We start from the raw sequence: 15,383 nt of genomic DNA, 5'->3' as shown, positions 1-15,383 counted from the left end.
TAAAGAAAAGGGATTCTTTCCACCACTTTTAATTTCTAATTTTTAATTTCTCTAGGGTAGTGGGGACGGCAAGGACTGCCCCAGCAGACCTGCTGGGGTGGAATGTTACCGAAAACGCTGCTACGTGCCCCAATCACAGAATTCGCTCCGATTTCAACCCCAGGCGCAATAAAGCAATCTGTGGCAATCCAGACGCCGTTGCCAATCGTGATACTGGCTGTCATTAGCTTGAAAGCTGGGTCTTGGATGTCATGACTGCCGGTACAGAGGTAGCTTTTTTGGGAAATGACGCAGTGCTGACCGATCTGAATGCGGTCAAGGCTGTATAAAACGACATCATCCCCAATCCAGCTATAATCTCCGATTTCGATTTTCCAGGGATAAGTAAAGCGGGCGGTTGGTCGGATGACTAAGCCGCTGCCGATTTTTGCCCCAAACAGACGCAAAAGCCAGCAGCGGATACCGCTAGAGGGATGGGGAGTTAAGGGAAAGGCGATCGCTTGTACCAACCACCACAGCAAGACAAACCAACCCGGTCGTCCTCTGTCAAACCAGGATTGGTCGTAGCGGCGTAAATCAACAAGAGATTCCGACGCGATCGCTGGCGGTTGTTCGCCTGGTTCCAACACCCTACACGCTTCCTTTTAATGAATCTGGCTGGGGTACGGGCTGGGGAGGCACGGAGGAGGAAGCTGCTACGTTCAACTGACCGCCAAACTCCATTAATTCATAAAGTTTGACGCCAATTTGATACTCGTATTGACTCATCAACCGTGCATAGATGTATCCAGCTTTCCCATCCAAAAAGCCTCGCTGAATAATGTAAATCAAAATAAACCGAATCAACGGTTTGAATGGAAGGCGCACCCAAGTTTTTTTGAGATACCGCTTGCGCTGTACCGCATCCCCAAACAAATTAGCGCCAATCGTGCCGCTTTCGTCTTTGCCAGTCAGGATATTTAAATAAACGCGGGCTTCCCAGTTCGAGTAGCGGTTATGCCGTTCCAACCAGTGGAATACGTCCCGAAAGTCAATGTGCAGCATATCGTTTTTCAGATAGCCTGCTTTGCCTTGCAAAATGACGTGTTCGTGAACTTCGTTGTCGCCTGTGTTGCGGATTTCTTCTGTCCCCAAGTTTTCGTAGCGACCTGTTTTGTGCTTAAACAAACGCAGGTTCCAGTCGGGATACCTACCGCCATGTTGAATCCATTTGCCAAGGAAAAATACTTTACGGTTCAGGTAGTAGCCTTCGTATTCTGGATTCTGAATGGCAGTTGCAATTTCATCCCAGAGTTCGGGGGTAATGCGCTCATCACAATCAACAATTAGCACCCATTCGTTACTAAAAGGCAGATTGTCCAAAGCCCAGTTTTTCTTTTTAGGCCAGCGACCGTTGAAGTGAAATTGGACAACTTTTGCGCCGTAACTTTCGGAAATTTCAATCGAGCGATCGCTACTTTGGGAATCTACGACAAACACTTCATCAGCCCTGGCTACACTCTCCAGGCAAGCCGCCAGATTTGCTTGTTCATTTTTAGCGGGAATCAGAACCGAAACAGGAAGTTTGGAGGGTGTGGAGGTCATGACCGTGAAGGATGAAAGAACAATTAGAAATTAGCAATTAAGAATTAAAAATTAAGAATTTTCTTTTTCAATTTTTAATTCCGGCTCTGGATTTTGCACTTTGAAAGGAGCAGATAACATCCCTTGAATTGCTGCACTCAAATAACCCACCTGACCGTAGGCATACACGAGATTGTCAAACCGTTGGGCAGCATCACCAAAATATTTAACAGATTTGTAGAGACCTCGCACGAGTCGTTCGCCTCCTAACAATAGCTGGCGCGGTCCTGCCTTACCGGCGATTTGTTCGCGGTAACATTCACTGATGCCCTGCCACCAGCCTCGGCTCAAAAACCAAGCTTGTTCAAGGCGTTCGGGAGATACATTATGGGCAACCAAGGCGTCAGGCAGATAGGCAACTTGCCAACCTAATTTGAGTGCCCGTTCTGTCATGTGTAATTCTTCATTTGATAACAAATTTTTTCCGACTCGACCCAGATTAACATCGAACCCCTCAATTTGCTCTAAAAAGGTACGTCTGAGCGAGTAATTCAAGCCTCTGGGGGTCATACCAGGTTGTTTGATATAGACGATGGAATCTCCTAAATCGTATGCTCCCAAGCACCCAGATAGTCCAGGGGAAAGCCACAGAGGAGGCGTGATGCCATCGGGCCAGATTAAGGTAACTTTGCCACCCGCGATCGCTAGTTTTTCATTGCTTTGATAAGCATCATAGAGTGCCGACAGCCAAGACGGGCTAGCAACGGCATCATCATCTAGATAGGCGAGAATTGCACTTTTGGCTTCCTTGGCACCCGTGTTGCGGGCGACAGATAGACCCATAACGCCTTCGTAGACGTATCTTACCCCTGGTCGTGCTTTGACGATTTCGGATGTGCGATCGCTGGAGGCATTATCCACTACCACGACTTCAAAATCCGGAAAATCTTGATTCAGCAAACTATCAATGGCAGCACCTAAATACTGCTCTCGATTGTGAGTACAGATAATCGCAGAAACTTTAGGCTCTGTCATAAATTTGGGATTGGGGACACCTTAATTAAAAGTGCAAAATTACAAATTAAAAATCGCAGAAATTACTGATTTTCAATTTTGAATTTTGCATTTTTAATTCTCACTTAGATGACTATGTAGAACAACGAGTGTTTCCGCTAGTTGACTGAGGCGGGTTTCCAGATCCTCTTTGCGATTCAGCAGCAGGCGCAGCTTTTGATAACGAGCGATCGCGACACTCACACTCGGAATCTGTTCGGGTGGACAGGGACGCGACCAAAATTGACCATTCTCATCCATTCCTACCAGGCGGTATCCAGCCCGTGGAGATTCACAAGTCACCTTTTCATCGGGTTGATTGCACAGTTCTTCTACATAGTCCATCAGCTGGTGTACGGACTTGGCATGACCCTTGTCTACCACCTGACGCAGCGCCTCAACCCCAACCTCTGGTTCGCGGGAATGAGACTCTAACCAACCATCAACAATCGGCCCTTCTAGATAAATATCTTGAATTTGGCGCAAGGTTTGATGAAGTTCTTTCTGCCAACCTCCAACAATCGCTTCAATTTCTTGCAACAGGGTCATCGCCAAGGCAGGATTGGCAGCGTTCCGATGGTTGGTGAAACTGGGAGCTTTTAATTTTGGCAGGACGGGTGTCTTGCCAGATTGCTTTTGGTCAGAGAGAGCCTGTACGGTCATTGAAATTGAGCGATTGGCATCTGATGATGCCTCTGAACCCCACCCCTTCGGATCGGGCTGATCTTCCCAAGGGGACGGATTGTCTATGACAGGACTTTGATCAGCCAATCGATCCAGTGTTGTCTCAATCCGTTTTAATTCTGGTTTCATAGTTATCTGACGCCACTCCTGCAAATCAAACCTGTTAACTAACTGCCGCTAGAATCTCTAAAAGGTTGGGATTGGTGCTTTTCCTGGTATTTTTACTTGCTTTGTGTTTCTATGCTTTGTGTTTCTATTTTATTTGTTTATTTGTCTGGTAGGATTAACGGTCTCGATGCACAAAATGAAAATTTATGGGAAGCCTGACCGCTAGAATAACCCGGACACTGTACAGGTGGGTAAGATACAAATCCTGCCACTGTTGAATTTAACTTTAATGCACAACTCGCCGGAAACGGATAAAAAAGTTCTTTGCGATCGCATCTGAATGACTTCTGTTAAGCATTTAATCTTAGTGACTGGTCCAGCCCGTTCCGGGAAAAGTGAGTGGGCGGAGACTCTGGCAATGCGTTCGGGTAAGCCGGTTATCTATGTGGCAACGGCTCACGTTGACCCCAACGATCTAGAATGGCTGGCTCGAATTGAACAACATCAACAACGACGCCCTAGGGAATGGACAACGCTGCAAGTGCCGCTAACACTGGCGGCAACGATTCGGGCATCTCAGAATTCTAGTTGTCTCCTCGTTGATTCTTTGGGAACTTGGGTGGCGAATTTTTTAGACCAAGACGATGAATCTTGGGAAAGGACGTGCCAGGAGTTGCTGGAAAGTTTGGAAAGTAGCGTCAGTGATGCGATTTTGGTGGCAGAGGAAACGGGGTGGGGCGTTGTTCCCGCCTATCCCCTCGGTCGAATGTTCCGCGATCGCTTGGGAAGGCTGGTGCGTCGAGTGGGCGCGATCGCTAACCCAGTCTACTTAGTTACTGCCGGTCACGTTCTCAACCTGAGCCACCTGGGAACGCCGTTACCAAAATTATCATAGGCGCTAGCATAGAAAGACTTAAAGGCAAACTGGCAATTGCGAATGACTCATTGCTAATTGAGAAAAAGCGAGTTGTTCATTACCCTATACCTATTACCATTCACTCCTTTGCTATGGCATCTCAACACCAAGTCAAACAGTATCTTGCTTATTGGTTTCAGTTAGGCAAAAAAGTTTTGATTCGGAATGGTCAAGAAGCGCTGCTGCCACAACCCGTGATTCGGGGCGATCGCTACTCGCAAGAATTTGAAAACTGCTGGCAGCAAATCCTCTCCCCAGACTCGGGGGACTGCTACTTAGAGGGCACCGCAGAACCAATTGCCCAGTTGCTGACACCAGCATGGGATGTGTCACCCTGTTCTCGTTGCACCATGCCCGTCCCCGTCCGGACTGTAGGAATGCCGCCTTTAGCGTGTCCTTGTAACGATCTCAGCGGCTGGCCCAACACAGAAGTTCCGCTACCGCGATCGCCCGTCAGCAGTCAAAACCGTCTCGTTGAAATACGCGACCGGCTGCGGAACGCCAGCGGTCTGTAAACAGTAACAATGCACAATTAAAAATTAAAAAAGAGAATTTTTAATTTTTAATTCCTCTTCCCGCCGCCGAGGCACCTCATAATTTAGAAAATCATAAGCCAATTCCGTACTCGGAAAAATGGCACGCGCTTCCGTAAGCAGGTCATCCAGCACAATGGCATTACCGGGGGCATAGCGGGGACTGAAATGAGTCATGATCAAGTGCTTAACACCAGCAGTATGAGCAACTTGAGCCGCCATCGTTGAAGTGGAGTGCAAGCGATCAAAAGCTAGCTGGGCGTCTTGGTGGGCAAAGGTTGCTTCGTGAATTAACACATCCGCATCCTGCGAAAGTTCTACCGCCTCGTCGCAATAAACTGTGTCGGTACAGTAAACAATTTTGCGACCGATTTCTGTCGGTCCACACAGATCTGCCCCATGAATTTGCCGTCCATCTAGCAGCGTCACAGTTTCGCCACGTTTGAGTTGTCCATAGACCCGACCCGGAGGAATTGACAGGGCTGCGGCTTTTTCCACGTCGAAGCGCCCCGGACGGTCTTTTTCAGTGACTCGGTAGCCAAAAGCAGTGACGCGATGCTTCAGGGGGCCACAGGTGACGATAAATTCTTCATCTTCATACACCACTCCAGGCTGTACGATGTGAACCTGAACCGGGTAGGAAAAATGGGTTGAAGAGTATTGTCTGCAAGCACGCAGGTATTCATTGAGACCGGGGGGACCGTAGAGGTCAATGCGTTGAACATTGCCAGCCAAACCACAGGTTGCCAAAAGACCCATTAAGCCGAATATATGGTCTCCGTGCATATGGGTGATAAAAATACGGTTCAGTTGACCGATTTTCAGGTCACTCCGTAATAGCTGGTGTTGGGTACCTTCACCACAGTCAAACAGCCAGAGTTCTCCTCGTTGAGGTAGCCGTAAAGCCACGCTGGACACATTGCGCGATCGCGTCGGTACACCAGAGCTTGTCCCTAAAAAAGTAATTTGCATTTTGGCAAGAAAACGGTCACAAAGTCTAGGAATTGCCTTCCGTAACTATCCTGACACAGCATCTGGGGAACACGCAGTTCCGCTGAAGACTCAGGATAAAAGTTCACAAGGTTTATGAGTAGCACTCCGGCAGCAAACATGGTAAATATATCCACGATAAGAAAAGTCAGTGGGTTGTGCCAATTTATAAGCGGATCAGCTCTCAAGGGTCTTGAACTAAGGAACGTGGATTAAATAACTGACACTCATTCATCTTCATGTAAGGGCTTTTTCTGTGCCATACCCATACGCTTTTGAATTGGGACTTAATAAATCCACCTTCCTAAGAGAAGTTCAAGGACGGGATTCTTGCTCTCATGCTCAATTTAAGTGGAATTTAATAATGACTATCCCTAGCACTCTATTTGGCATCGTGTGAGGAGATTTTAATAGATGGTAACTAAACAGCTCCTAGGCAAACAGAAATCCTTCATGCTTCAGACTTCTTGCTTCATCTTAGGCTTCGGGAAGGCGTCCTCCGGGCGGCTACATCCTTCTAAATGGTGGCTGACTTTTTTGTTGTGGCTCATGCTGGTTGCTCCTGCGAAAGCGATGGAACTGCGCGTAGCGATTCAAGAAGGCGTCAGCAAGATTACCGTGGGCAGTTCCACCAAAGCCGTAATCCGCGATAGTGCCGGTCGAGTGGTAGGGCAAATGGCGGCAATGGATGGCATGGAAGCCCGTCCTACAAGCGGTGGCGTGGCGCTGGGCGGAGAGCAAAGCACGCAGCTGATAGTGGAACCGACGGCTGGCGGTTATGTTTGGATCGGCGATCGCTGGTATCGGGGACGCACTCGATTGGTTCGCACCGGCAAAGGACTCACCGCCGTCAACCAAGTTGATTTAGAACAATATCTTTACAGCGTCTTAGGCTCGGAAATGAGTGCTAATTGGCCTCTGGAAGCCTTGAAGGCGCAAGCTGTCGCCGCTCGTTCCTACGCCTTGTATAAGCGTCAAACTGCTGGCAATAGCGTTTTTGATGTCGGCGATACCCAGACTTGGCAAGTTTACAAAGGTCTGGAAACCGAAGCCGAGTCAACGCAAATGGCTGTGAATGCCACGGCTGGGCAAGTTTTAACCTACAACGGTCAAATTATTCTTGCTGTCTTCCACTCCGCTTCTGGAGGACACACGGAAAATGTGGAAAATGTTTGGTCGGAACCCTTGGCTTACCTGCGCGGCGTTCCAGACTACGACCAAGGGACACCGGGCTACCAGTGGCAGAAAAGCTTCTCCCGCAACGAACTTAGTCGGCTTCTGGGTGTAAGCAATGTTAAATCTTTGATACCGGAACGCACCACTCCTAGCGGACGGATTATGACGATGAAAGTCGTTGGAAGTGGTAGCACGCGGCGGATGACTGGAAGTCAGCTGCGTCAAGCACTGAAGCTTAGGAGTACGTTGTTCACGGTTAGCTCTACAGGAACGGGTTTTCAGCTCAACGGTCGTGGTTTCGGTCACGGTCTTGGTTTAAGCCAGTGGGGGGCTTACAATTTAGCTCAGCAGGGGACAAACTACCAGCAAATTTTGGGGCATTATTACCAGCGCACCGCGATCGCTAGCATGAAAGTGCAGTAGAGGCGGGGCTGTTACCTCCCCAAAGTCGGGATGAGCGAAGCGGTAGCCACCAAGTGACATCGCTTCGCTCATCCCGGAGCGATCGCTCCTTGCTTTTCAGCTGACTTAATCAAACGCCAGAAGGATTGCTGTGAAAAAGTGGGAGTATCTCTTTGTTCGGTTTGACTACTTTGCAGGCGATCTCCGACCCAAAAGTGTCAACGAAAAAGACTTTCGAGATAAACAAGACATCCCACCTCTCCATGAATTATCCAATCAACTCGGACAGGAAGGCTGGGAATTAACCGGCGTGAATTCCCATCCGGGTTATGGTTATGGTTTCTTGATTTTTAAACGCCCCAAGGAATCTTTATGAACCGCTCTGGTTGAGGCGACGCTGCCATTCTGCATCAATCTTATCGGCTTGCTCGATCTCCTGTTCTATAAGCTCGGTTTCGGTCGTGTAGGCTAAATCCTCGCGACCGATGACTGTTTTCGCAGCAAATTGTTGAGCATAAGCAATTTTCTTCTGCAAAGCGGAATTCGCTTGATTTAACAAGATGGCTCGTTCTTGTCGTTGTTGATTTCGGGCTTCAATTCGCTGATTTCTCCACTGAATCCAGAAATAGCGGATTAGGGGAATTGACAGGAAGGCGATGCCGTAACTCAGTAAAATCCAGTAAATTGACTGCACGAAGGCGATGAGTCCGCCAGATTGTGCTAATTGAACTCCTATCTCACCCCGTAACAGGGAATTAAGAACTAAAGCACCGATAATATTCACGGCACCTAATCCAGCAGAGAGCATAATTTGTCCGCTATCGGCTTGGCTAAAGCGCCAAGGACGCTCTCGAAGATAAGCAGCCACCGGCTGCGAATTTCGCTCTTGCGCTGTAGTTTGTAATTCTGGGAAGTGATAGACGATTTCTCCGTCTGGGCTGACTTCTGGTTGCCCATTAAAACGAGTGAGGACGGGCAGCATATAATCTTCGTATTCTTTGCCCCAGCCTTTACCCATGTCATCGAGATAAGGGGCGATTTGTTCGGCTGTCACCGCACCCTGATTATTGCGAATGACAGTGGCAATTTCTTGCCAGCGGCGTTCTTCTAAATCGGCATTAGGATTCCCGTCACCAAATAGAAAGGAGAAGACGGCTTCTAGGAAGTTCATCTCTCTCTTGCCTTGAGGGGATGAGACACGACGCTGCTGGTAGCGATCGCTATAGTCTGGATAGAAAAACCACCAGATGTCAGGGCCAAACCAGAAGCGGGGCATAAAAACCATACCGCCGCCACCGTGATGACCGCCGCCGGAATCATCGCTGTCGCGGCTGCTATTGACGGCGATTAGAATAACTGTGATCGCGACAAAAATTAGGACAATGGAAGCAATCAGGATAATCCCGAAGGAAATCCGGATCAGGTAAAACAAAACTTTCCAAATTTTTTCCCACCATTCCTTCAGTCGCAACCGCAAGAACTTATTGCGGAGAACTGTCCGGAAATTCTTAGGGAAAAGGTAGACTATCTCGCCGGTTTCTGCTACCTGCAAGTGTCCACCGGCGTCGGATGCCAGAGCGAGTAATCCAGCCTGAGCCATGTTGACATTTAACCCAGCTTGGGTTGCCACATCGCCAACCGTGACACGGTAGCCCAGGTGTTCAACTGCTTGCATGAGGGTGGGATTGGGAGCCATGTGCTTTCCTCAAGGACGGAGGCTACTATCACCAGTATAAAATTTTGGCAAATTCCAGCAGGCAGATTATGAAACCCAGAACTTGCGCGATCGCTCTTAACCTATTCTCTGTTAGCATCTGCCACACTAAACTGAAGCACCGCTTCGCCTCGCTAATGTGGCTGTCCCTTTTTCTATTCTCACTTCTGGGATTAGCAACACCACTCAAAGCAGCCAATCTGGAACACGTTCAACAGTTGCTAAAAACTAAACAATGTCCTCAGTGTGACTTGAGGGGCGCTGAGTTAAGAGATGCGGACTTGAGGGCGGCTGACTTGAGGCGTGCCGATCTCGCCGGTGCCAATCTTAGTGCTGCCGATTTAAGGGGTGCCAATTTTGGCGGGGCAAATCTAGGCGGTGCCAGCTTTATTAATAGCGACCTCAGCGGTGCTAACTTGAGCGGCGTTAATTTGAATTTGGCTGCGCTGATTAAAGCCAATCTCACAGGCGCTAACCTTGCCGGTTCTGAGTTGACGATGGCGAAGTTACCGGGCGCTGACCTCACAAAGGCTGATTTGCGGGAAACTAATCTGATTAGTGCTGACTTGAGCAATGCCATTCTCCGAGGAACGGACTTGCGGGGGGCAGATTTGCGAAATGCTGATTTTGAGAATGCGCTTCTCGAAGGCGTCCAGCTCAATAGTGCAATTCTCCCAGATGGCACTTTGCATTATTAACCTCAACCATAGTCAAGGGTGCATTAGCCTTACATCTGAGCGATCGCCAAGCTTTAATTCCGTATATATAAGCGCACAGATTTCCATTCTCTAAATATACACAAGAACTAGTATTTATTTTGTATAAAATAATACGTCTGCGAAAAAAATGCTGAGAAACTCGGTTGATTGAGGAAAGAACAAGAAATGCGCGATCGCATTTGTTAATCTCAATCCAGTTGACTCCCAGAGCGCGTTAAATTAGCTTAAAGAGCATCACTGAGCGATAAACTGACCACTCTACACTTTCCTAATTAGCGCAGCATTACAGAGCCGGATATGCCAAGAACGCAAAAAAACGATAACTTCATTGACAAGAGCTTCACGGTAATGGCGGATATAATCCTGAAAATCCTGCCTGCCAACAAGAAAGCAAAAGAAGCCTTCATCTACTACCGCGATGGTATGTCAGCGCAGGCAGATGGTGAATACGCCGAAGCTCTAGACAATTACAGGGAAGCCCTAACCCTAGAGGAAGACACTTACGACCGCAGTTATATCCTCTACAATATGGGGCTGATATACGCCAGCAATGGTGACCACGAGCAGGCTTTGGAATACTACCACCAAGCGCTTGACTGTAATCCTCGCCTGCCTCAAGCGTTGAATAATATTGCCGTCATTTACCACTTCCAGGGTGAAAAGCTCAAGGAAGATGGAGATCCCGAAGCTGCTGAAGCTTTGTTTGACAAAGCCGGAGAATATTGGAAACAAGCGATTAGTATGGCTCCGAATAACTACATCGAAGCCCAAAACTGGCTCAAAACGACTGGGCGATCTACGATGGATATCTTCTTTTAGGTAACAGGTAATAGGTAATCAACAAAAGAGAAAAAATTACCTACTATCTACTATCAAATGACCAATTACCAATAAGCCATTACCACTGTTATGATTGACCGCGAACAAGTTCGCAAAGTTGCCCATCTGGCTCGCCTAGAACTGACCCCCGAAGAAGAAGCCCAATTTACGACCCAACTAGGCAGTATTTTGGAGTATTTTGAACAATTAAGCGAACTTGATGTCAGTGATGTGCAACCCACAACAAGGGCAATTGATGTCAGCAATGTGACACGCCCTGATGAACTGCAACCCTTTCCCAACCGGGAAGCTATTCTCACAGGTGCCCCAGATCAAGAGGGTGACTTTTTCAAAGTGCCAAAAATCCTCAGCGCTGAGTAAGGTACTCGCCCTATTTTGCACCTAAGACCGATGAATTTTAGGTGAGAACCTGAACCAATAAGTGTGGGGCAATCTTCCTGGGGTTGCCCTTCATACTCTCAAAGGAGAACGTTATGGGTTTAGGTCTTTTGATTGATAGAAAGTGGGTTAGCGAACGAGAACAAGAAGACTCCCAAGGAAAATTTATTCGTCCATCAACAACCTTCCGCAACAAAATTACAGCTGATGGTTCTAGTGGCTTTAAGGCTGAACCAGGTCGCTATCATCTCTATATTTCCTGGGCTTGTCCTTGGGCGCAACGAACCGCAATTATGCGCCAATTGAAGGGATTAGAAGATGTTATCAGTCTCTCAGTCGTGGCACCCGAAATTGAGCAAAATAGTTGGGAATTCTCAGAAGAACCAGGTTCTATCCCCGATACGGTAAATAAGACTCGCTATTTGTGGGAAGTTTATCTTAAAGCGGATTCTAATTACAATGGGCGGGTGACTGTCCCAGTTCTTTGGGATAAAGAAACTACCACGATTGTGAATAATGAATCCCGCGAGATCATTCGGATGTTTGATACAGAATTCGATGATTTCGCCAAGTCTGAGATGAATTTTTATCCAACAGAATTGCAGGAGGCGGTTGATAAGACGATCGATGCAATTTACCAACCGATTAATAATGGCGTTTATCGAGCAGGATTTGCGACTAGCCAAGCCGCCTACGATGAAGCGGTGACGGAACTATTCGATGCTCTCGATCGTTGGGAAAAAGTGTTAGCGGAGCAACGCTATCTGTGTGGAGAAAGCCTCACCGAGGCAGATTGGTGTATGTTTACCACTCTCTTGCGCTTTGATGCCGTTTACTATGTCCACTTCAAGTGCAATTCACGCCGGATTGTGGATTACCCCAATCTCTGGAATTACCTGAAAGACCTCTACCAGGTGCCGGGGGTAAAGGAAACCTGCAACCTCGACCATATCAAACGCCATTACTATAAAAGCCACCCAAAAGTTAATCCCACCAGAATTGTTCCGAAAGGGCCGTTAATTGATTTTGAGGAACCTCATAACCGCGAACAATTATCGCCTAAAGCCAAGGCGATCGCTGTGTGATTCTTCATTTAAAAAGCAAAGTGGATACTACCCACCTTGCTTTTTTTTTAACTAGGGTGAAAACGCAAATGCTGTAAGCATCTGAGCTTAAATATCACTTGATAATCCCGATTAAGGATTGAAAGAAGTCAGGGTAAGAAATAGCCGCGGCTTCCGCACGCCCAATTGTGGTAGTGCCTTCTGCATTAAGGGCAGCAATTGCTAAACTCATGGCAATTCGATGGTCGGTATGACTATCAACATCAGTGCCGATGAGAGGAGTGCCCCCCGTAATTTCTAACCCATCGGGTCTTTCTGTAACCTTGGCACCCATGCGGTTGAGCTGAGATGCCATAACGGCAATGCGATCGCTTTCTTTGACCCGCAACTCTGCTGCATCTCGAATTACAGTAGTTCCTTGGGCAAACACTGCCGCTACAGCCAAAATCGGAATCTCATCTATCAGGCGAGGAATTAGATCGCCAGCAATTTCACATGCTTTAAGGGCACTGGAACGTACCCGCAAATCTGCTACTGGCTCACCCGCGACAATCCGCTGATTTTCCATCTGAATGTCAGCGCCCATCCTCTCCAGAGCTTCCAGAATGCCGGTGCGGGTGGGATTGACCCCTACATTTTCCACGCACAACTCCGAACCCGGTACAATCGCCCCAGCAACCAGCCAAAAGGCAGCTGAGCTGATATCCCCAGGCACAACCACCGGCTGCCCTTGCAGCTTGGCTGAGCCAGTAATGGTGACGCTATTGGTTTCTGGATCGATGCTGAGTTCTGCCCCGAAAGCTTTGAGCATCCGTTCGCTATGGTCGCGGGAGAGGGCGGGTTCGGTAACGGTAGTTTGTCCTTCCACCATCAATCCAGCTAGGAGGATACAAGATTTGACTTGTGCTGAAGCAATCGGAGAGTGATAGTGAATCGGTCGCAGTTGTTGTCCTTGAATTGCTAGAGGCGCTAAAGAGTCGTTCTGACGTCCCCAAATTTGAGCGCCCATCTCTTGTAACGGTTTAACAACGCGAGACATTGGGCGCGATCGCAGCGAGCTATCCCCTGTCACCGCAAAAAAACGTCCCGGATGAGAGGCGAGAAGCCCCAGCATCAGCCGCAAGGTAGTACCTGAGTTACCGGCATCCAAAACTGAGGTGGGTTCTTGCAAGCAGCCGAGTCCGATGCCTTGAATTCGCACCATTTCCGGATTCAGTTCCGAAATTTCGGCACCCATCGCCCGAAAACAGCTAGCAGTGCTGCGGGGATCTTCTCCCAAGAGAAGTCCCTGAATGGTGGTTTCTCCTTGGGCGATCGCTCCCAACATCAAAGCCCGGTGAGAGATAGATTTATCCCCCGGCACCCGAATACGTCCCTGCAAGGATAGTCCTGCTGCGGGATTCTGAATGATTAAACGATCCTGATTTTCAGTTTTTTTTAGCGTGACAACTGCGGCTGGCATGAAGAGGGACTGGGATGAAGTTGCAAATAGTGATTCTACCAATTGCTGACACTGGCGATAGCACTGGAGTTATAGCAATTCTCGATTGGGTTGCGATACATCTGTAGGGGCATGGCAATCAAAAAGCCCCTACCAAACCTTAGAACCGCAATACATTCCATCCAACTGAGAAGTGCTACAGTAACCACTTCAGTCCCAATCGCTACTTTTGAAAGCCTATTCCTATCTTCTTTTTACTCTTGCCCTTGGATTTTGATTTACTAACCTCTGCCAGCGCTTCCTGAAATAAATCATGTAAATGCACTGGCACACTGGCAATCTCCGGTAAATCAGGCTCTAACGCCTTGTTATATTCTTGGAGTAAAGCGTCTAAATCGCGGTCAATTTTCAATTCTGGACGCTGTAACACTGTTTTCAACAGCTTTTCCATTTGGGCTGGATAAGTTTCGGCTAAGCGATGCCAAATGAAGGCATTAATCGTCGAGTCTTCTAGATACTGACGAACCAGCTTCTCAGTGTTTTCAATGTTGTTCTGCCAGTCTTCTGCTTCTAGCATTGCCTTGAACCGGCTGTATGTAGGCAGAAATATTTGACCCCAACGAGGATGGGTGAGGGCTGTTAGCTGTTCGGCTTTCTTGAGATTTGCAGGCAACTCAACTTTAGGTGTCACCATCTTAGTTGGGTTTTTGCTGTCAAACATCTGAGCGATCGCTTTTGAATCGGCACCTGATTCTTCTGCGGCTGCTTTCATTTCCTCTTCTGTAACCCCAGCTTCTGCGGCTATTTCCGAGAGCGATTTATTTTCATCAATGCCTGCCGCTGCTAAGCGTTTCTTAGTTAGTAATTCCTGAAATTCTTCTATCTTCTTATTCATCTGGTACCCAGGCATTACGACTTCGTCGCTACCAAAAAAGCCCAGAAAATCTTGGTGATATTGTTCTACTGATTGCCACGCCAGTTCTAGAAGTTCTGGGGCATCGCTATAAAGCGACTTGTTGTAATTTTCCTTAAAATTTCCGATTGCCACCGCCAGCTTGGGTTTTCCTAATCTCCCCATTGGGATACAAGGGCCAGAAAACATCCAGACGCTCTCGGTTACAGGTGCAATGCGAGTGAGTAAAATTTCTCCCTCTTTAAACCGGCTCATCTCCTGCCACGTTAGAAGCGTGTTTGGCTTGACGATGTAGCGCTTAGCAGTCAGCCAGTTCATCAACTCAAAGCCATCTGGTAAGACTTGGAGCGTAGCAAACAAGCCAATGAAGCTACACCGCCAGCTACCGACTAAGTTGCGATCATTTTCGGACAATTCTGGCTGGCTCTCCAGAAACAAATCCAAAACGTCTTTATCCCCATCCCCTACTTTTCCTTCAGTCAAGAAGGTATCAATAATTAGGTCTCTTTGTGCAATATCCTGACGCTCTCGGTGTGGCTGAGCAGCGGCATAAGCTTCTAGCGATTGCGCCAGCTCTCCTTCCGCCTCCAAGACAAACTCAATTAAAGCTTGTTTTAATTCATGCGATCGCTCTAATATGGCATCCACAGCTCAATCTCTCGTTCAACAATTCTAGGTTAAAGGTTATTCAAGAAATTAAGCAAAAGTATTTATCCCCCAATACAAAAAGCAAAAAAGCTCTCTTGCATCATTATTCGGCAAGAGAGCTTTTTGATAATCAACCTGGCACTGAGCTATTTTCCCAGGCAGTCACCCACCGAGTATCTTCGCCGCAGTTGCGTTTCACCTCCGAGTTCGGGATGGAGTCGGTGTGGTTCCACAACGCTAG

16 protein-coding genes and 1 rRNA gene are annotated in these 15,383 nt (G+C 47.8%); 8 read left to right on the top strand and 9 right to left on the bottom strand.

Annotated features, from left to right (window positions below):
• Positions 1-35 precede the first annotated feature (35 nt).
• The 4 genes from hpsU to NDI44_RS16880 form a co-directional block, all read right to left on the bottom strand.
• The gene (hpsU, locus tag NDI44_RS16895; RefSeq protein ID WP_339380476.1) at positions 36-629 is read right to left on the bottom strand and encodes a hormogonium polysaccharide biosynthesis acetyltransferase HpsU; all 594 of its coding nucleotides are present in this window, start codon (positions 627-629) and stop codon (positions 36-38) included.
• Between the two features lies 1 nt (position 630).
• Positions 631-1,584 carry a glycosyltransferase family 2 protein gene (locus NDI44_RS16890; RefSeq protein WP_190414372.1) on the bottom strand — a complete coding sequence of 318 codons (954 nt, stop codon included), beginning with the start codon at positions 1,582-1,584 and terminating at the stop codon, positions 631-633.
• A 51-nt stretch (positions 1,585-1,635) separates the two neighbouring features.
• Positions 1,636-2,598: a glycosyltransferase family 2 protein gene (locus NDI44_RS16885; protein ID WP_190414371.1), complete on the bottom strand. Its 963-nt coding sequence runs from the start codon at positions 2,596-2,598 to the stop codon at positions 1,636-1,638.
• Positions 2,599-2,691: 93 nt separating this feature from the next.
• The gene (locus NDI44_RS16880) at positions 2,692-3,429 is read right to left on the bottom strand and encodes a hypothetical protein (RefSeq protein ID WP_190414370.1); all 738 of its coding nucleotides are present in this window, start codon (positions 3,427-3,429) and stop codon (positions 2,692-2,694) included.
• Between the two features lie 319 nt (positions 3,430-3,748).
• Between NDI44_RS16880 and cobU the strand changes: the two genes are divergently transcribed.
• Together cobU and NDI44_RS16870 are read left to right on the top strand one after the other, a co-directional pair.
• Entirely contained in the window at positions 3,749-4,303 is a 555-nt protein-coding gene (gene cobU, locus NDI44_RS16875) for a bifunctional adenosylcobinamide kinase/adenosylcobinamide-phosphate guanylyltransferase (protein WP_190414368.1), read from the top strand.
• 113 nt (positions 4,304-4,416) lie between these two features.
• Positions 4,417-4,839 carry a hypothetical protein gene (locus NDI44_RS16870; RefSeq protein ID WP_190414366.1) on the top strand — a complete coding sequence of 141 codons (423 nt, stop codon included), beginning with the start codon at positions 4,417-4,419 and terminating at the stop codon, positions 4,837-4,839.
• A gap of 24 nt (positions 4,840-4,863) precedes the next feature.
• On the opposite strand, the gene NDI44_RS16865 is transcribed toward NDI44_RS16870, so the two are convergent.
• Positions 4,864-5,829 (bottom strand): ribonuclease Z, encoded by a 966-nt coding sequence (locus NDI44_RS16865; RefSeq protein WP_190414364.1) that lies wholly within the window; start codon positions 5,827-5,829, stop codon positions 4,864-4,866.
• Between the two features lie 432 nt (positions 5,830-6,261).
• Here NDI44_RS16865 and NDI44_RS16860 point away from each other — a divergent pair, with 432 nt between their 5' ends.
• Complete coding sequence (locus NDI44_RS16860) at positions 6,262-7,446, top strand: SpoIID/LytB domain-containing protein (protein ID WP_242033823.1); 1,185 nt, start codon at positions 6,262-6,264, stop codon at positions 7,444-7,446.
• Between the two features lie 130 nt (positions 7,447-7,576).
• On the top strand, positions 7,577-7,801 hold the full coding sequence (locus NDI44_RS16855; RefSeq protein WP_190414362.1) for a hypothetical protein: 225 nt from the start codon (positions 7,577-7,579) through the stop codon (positions 7,799-7,801).
• On the opposite strand, the gene NDI44_RS16850 is transcribed toward NDI44_RS16855, so the two are convergent.
• The gene (locus NDI44_RS16850) at positions 7,796-9,121 is read right to left on the bottom strand and encodes a hypothetical protein (protein WP_190414360.1); all 1,326 of its coding nucleotides are present in this window, start codon (positions 9,119-9,121) and stop codon (positions 7,796-7,798) included. The two genes, NDI44_RS16855 and NDI44_RS16850, sit on opposite strands and share 6 nt — an antisense overlap.
• Positions 9,122-9,189: 68 nt before the next feature.
• On the opposite strand from NDI44_RS16850, the gene NDI44_RS16845 reads away from it, so the two are divergent.
• From NDI44_RS16845 to NDI44_RS16830, 4 genes are all read left to right on the top strand, one after another.
• Complete coding sequence (locus NDI44_RS16845) at positions 9,190-9,837, top strand: pentapeptide repeat-containing protein (RefSeq protein WP_242037125.1); 648 nt, start codon at positions 9,190-9,192, stop codon at positions 9,835-9,837.
• 318 nt (positions 9,838-10,155) lie between these two features.
• On the top strand, positions 10,156-10,677 hold the full coding sequence (locus tag NDI44_RS16840) for a photosystem I assembly protein Ycf3 (RefSeq protein ID WP_190414358.1): 522 nt from the start codon (positions 10,156-10,158) through the stop codon (positions 10,675-10,677).
• A 90-nt stretch (positions 10,678-10,767) separates the two neighbouring features.
• Complete coding sequence (gene gatC, locus NDI44_RS16835) at positions 10,768-11,058, top strand: Asp-tRNA(Asn)/Glu-tRNA(Gln) amidotransferase subunit GatC (protein WP_190414356.1); 291 nt, start codon at positions 10,768-10,770, stop codon at positions 11,056-11,058.
• 113 nt (positions 11,059-11,171) lie between these two features.
• Complete coding sequence (locus tag NDI44_RS16830; protein WP_190414354.1) at positions 11,172-12,161, top strand: glutathione S-transferase family protein; 990 nt, start codon at positions 11,172-11,174, stop codon at positions 12,159-12,161.
• A gap of 94 nt (positions 12,162-12,255) precedes the next feature.
• Here the strand turns inward: NDI44_RS16830 and aroA are convergent, their stop codons facing one another.
• From aroA to rrf, 3 genes are all read right to left on the bottom strand, one after another.
• Positions 12,256-13,602 (bottom strand): 3-phosphoshikimate 1-carboxyvinyltransferase, encoded by a 1,347-nt coding sequence (gene aroA / locus NDI44_RS16825; protein ID WP_190414353.1) that lies wholly within the window; start codon positions 13,600-13,602, stop codon positions 12,256-12,258.
• 202 nt (positions 13,603-13,804) lie between these two features.
• Complete coding sequence (locus NDI44_RS16820) at positions 13,805-15,142, bottom strand: hypothetical protein (RefSeq protein ID WP_190414351.1); 1,338 nt, start codon at positions 15,140-15,142, stop codon at positions 13,805-13,807.
• A gap of 133 nt (positions 15,143-15,275) precedes the next feature.
• A 5S ribosomal RNA gene (gene rrf, locus NDI44_RS16815) occupies positions 15,276-15,383 on the bottom strand; the annotation flags it as partial.

It is taken from the genome of Trichocoleus sp. DQ-A3 (genome assembly GCF_039961975.1).
In the GTDB taxonomy this organism is placed as follows: domain Bacteria; phylum Cyanobacteriota; class Cyanobacteriia; order Cyanobacteriales; family FACHB-T130; genus FACHB-T130.
The sequence above is the reverse complement of the archived record's forward strand: the minus strand, read 5'-3'. Positions and strand labels throughout refer to the sequence as shown.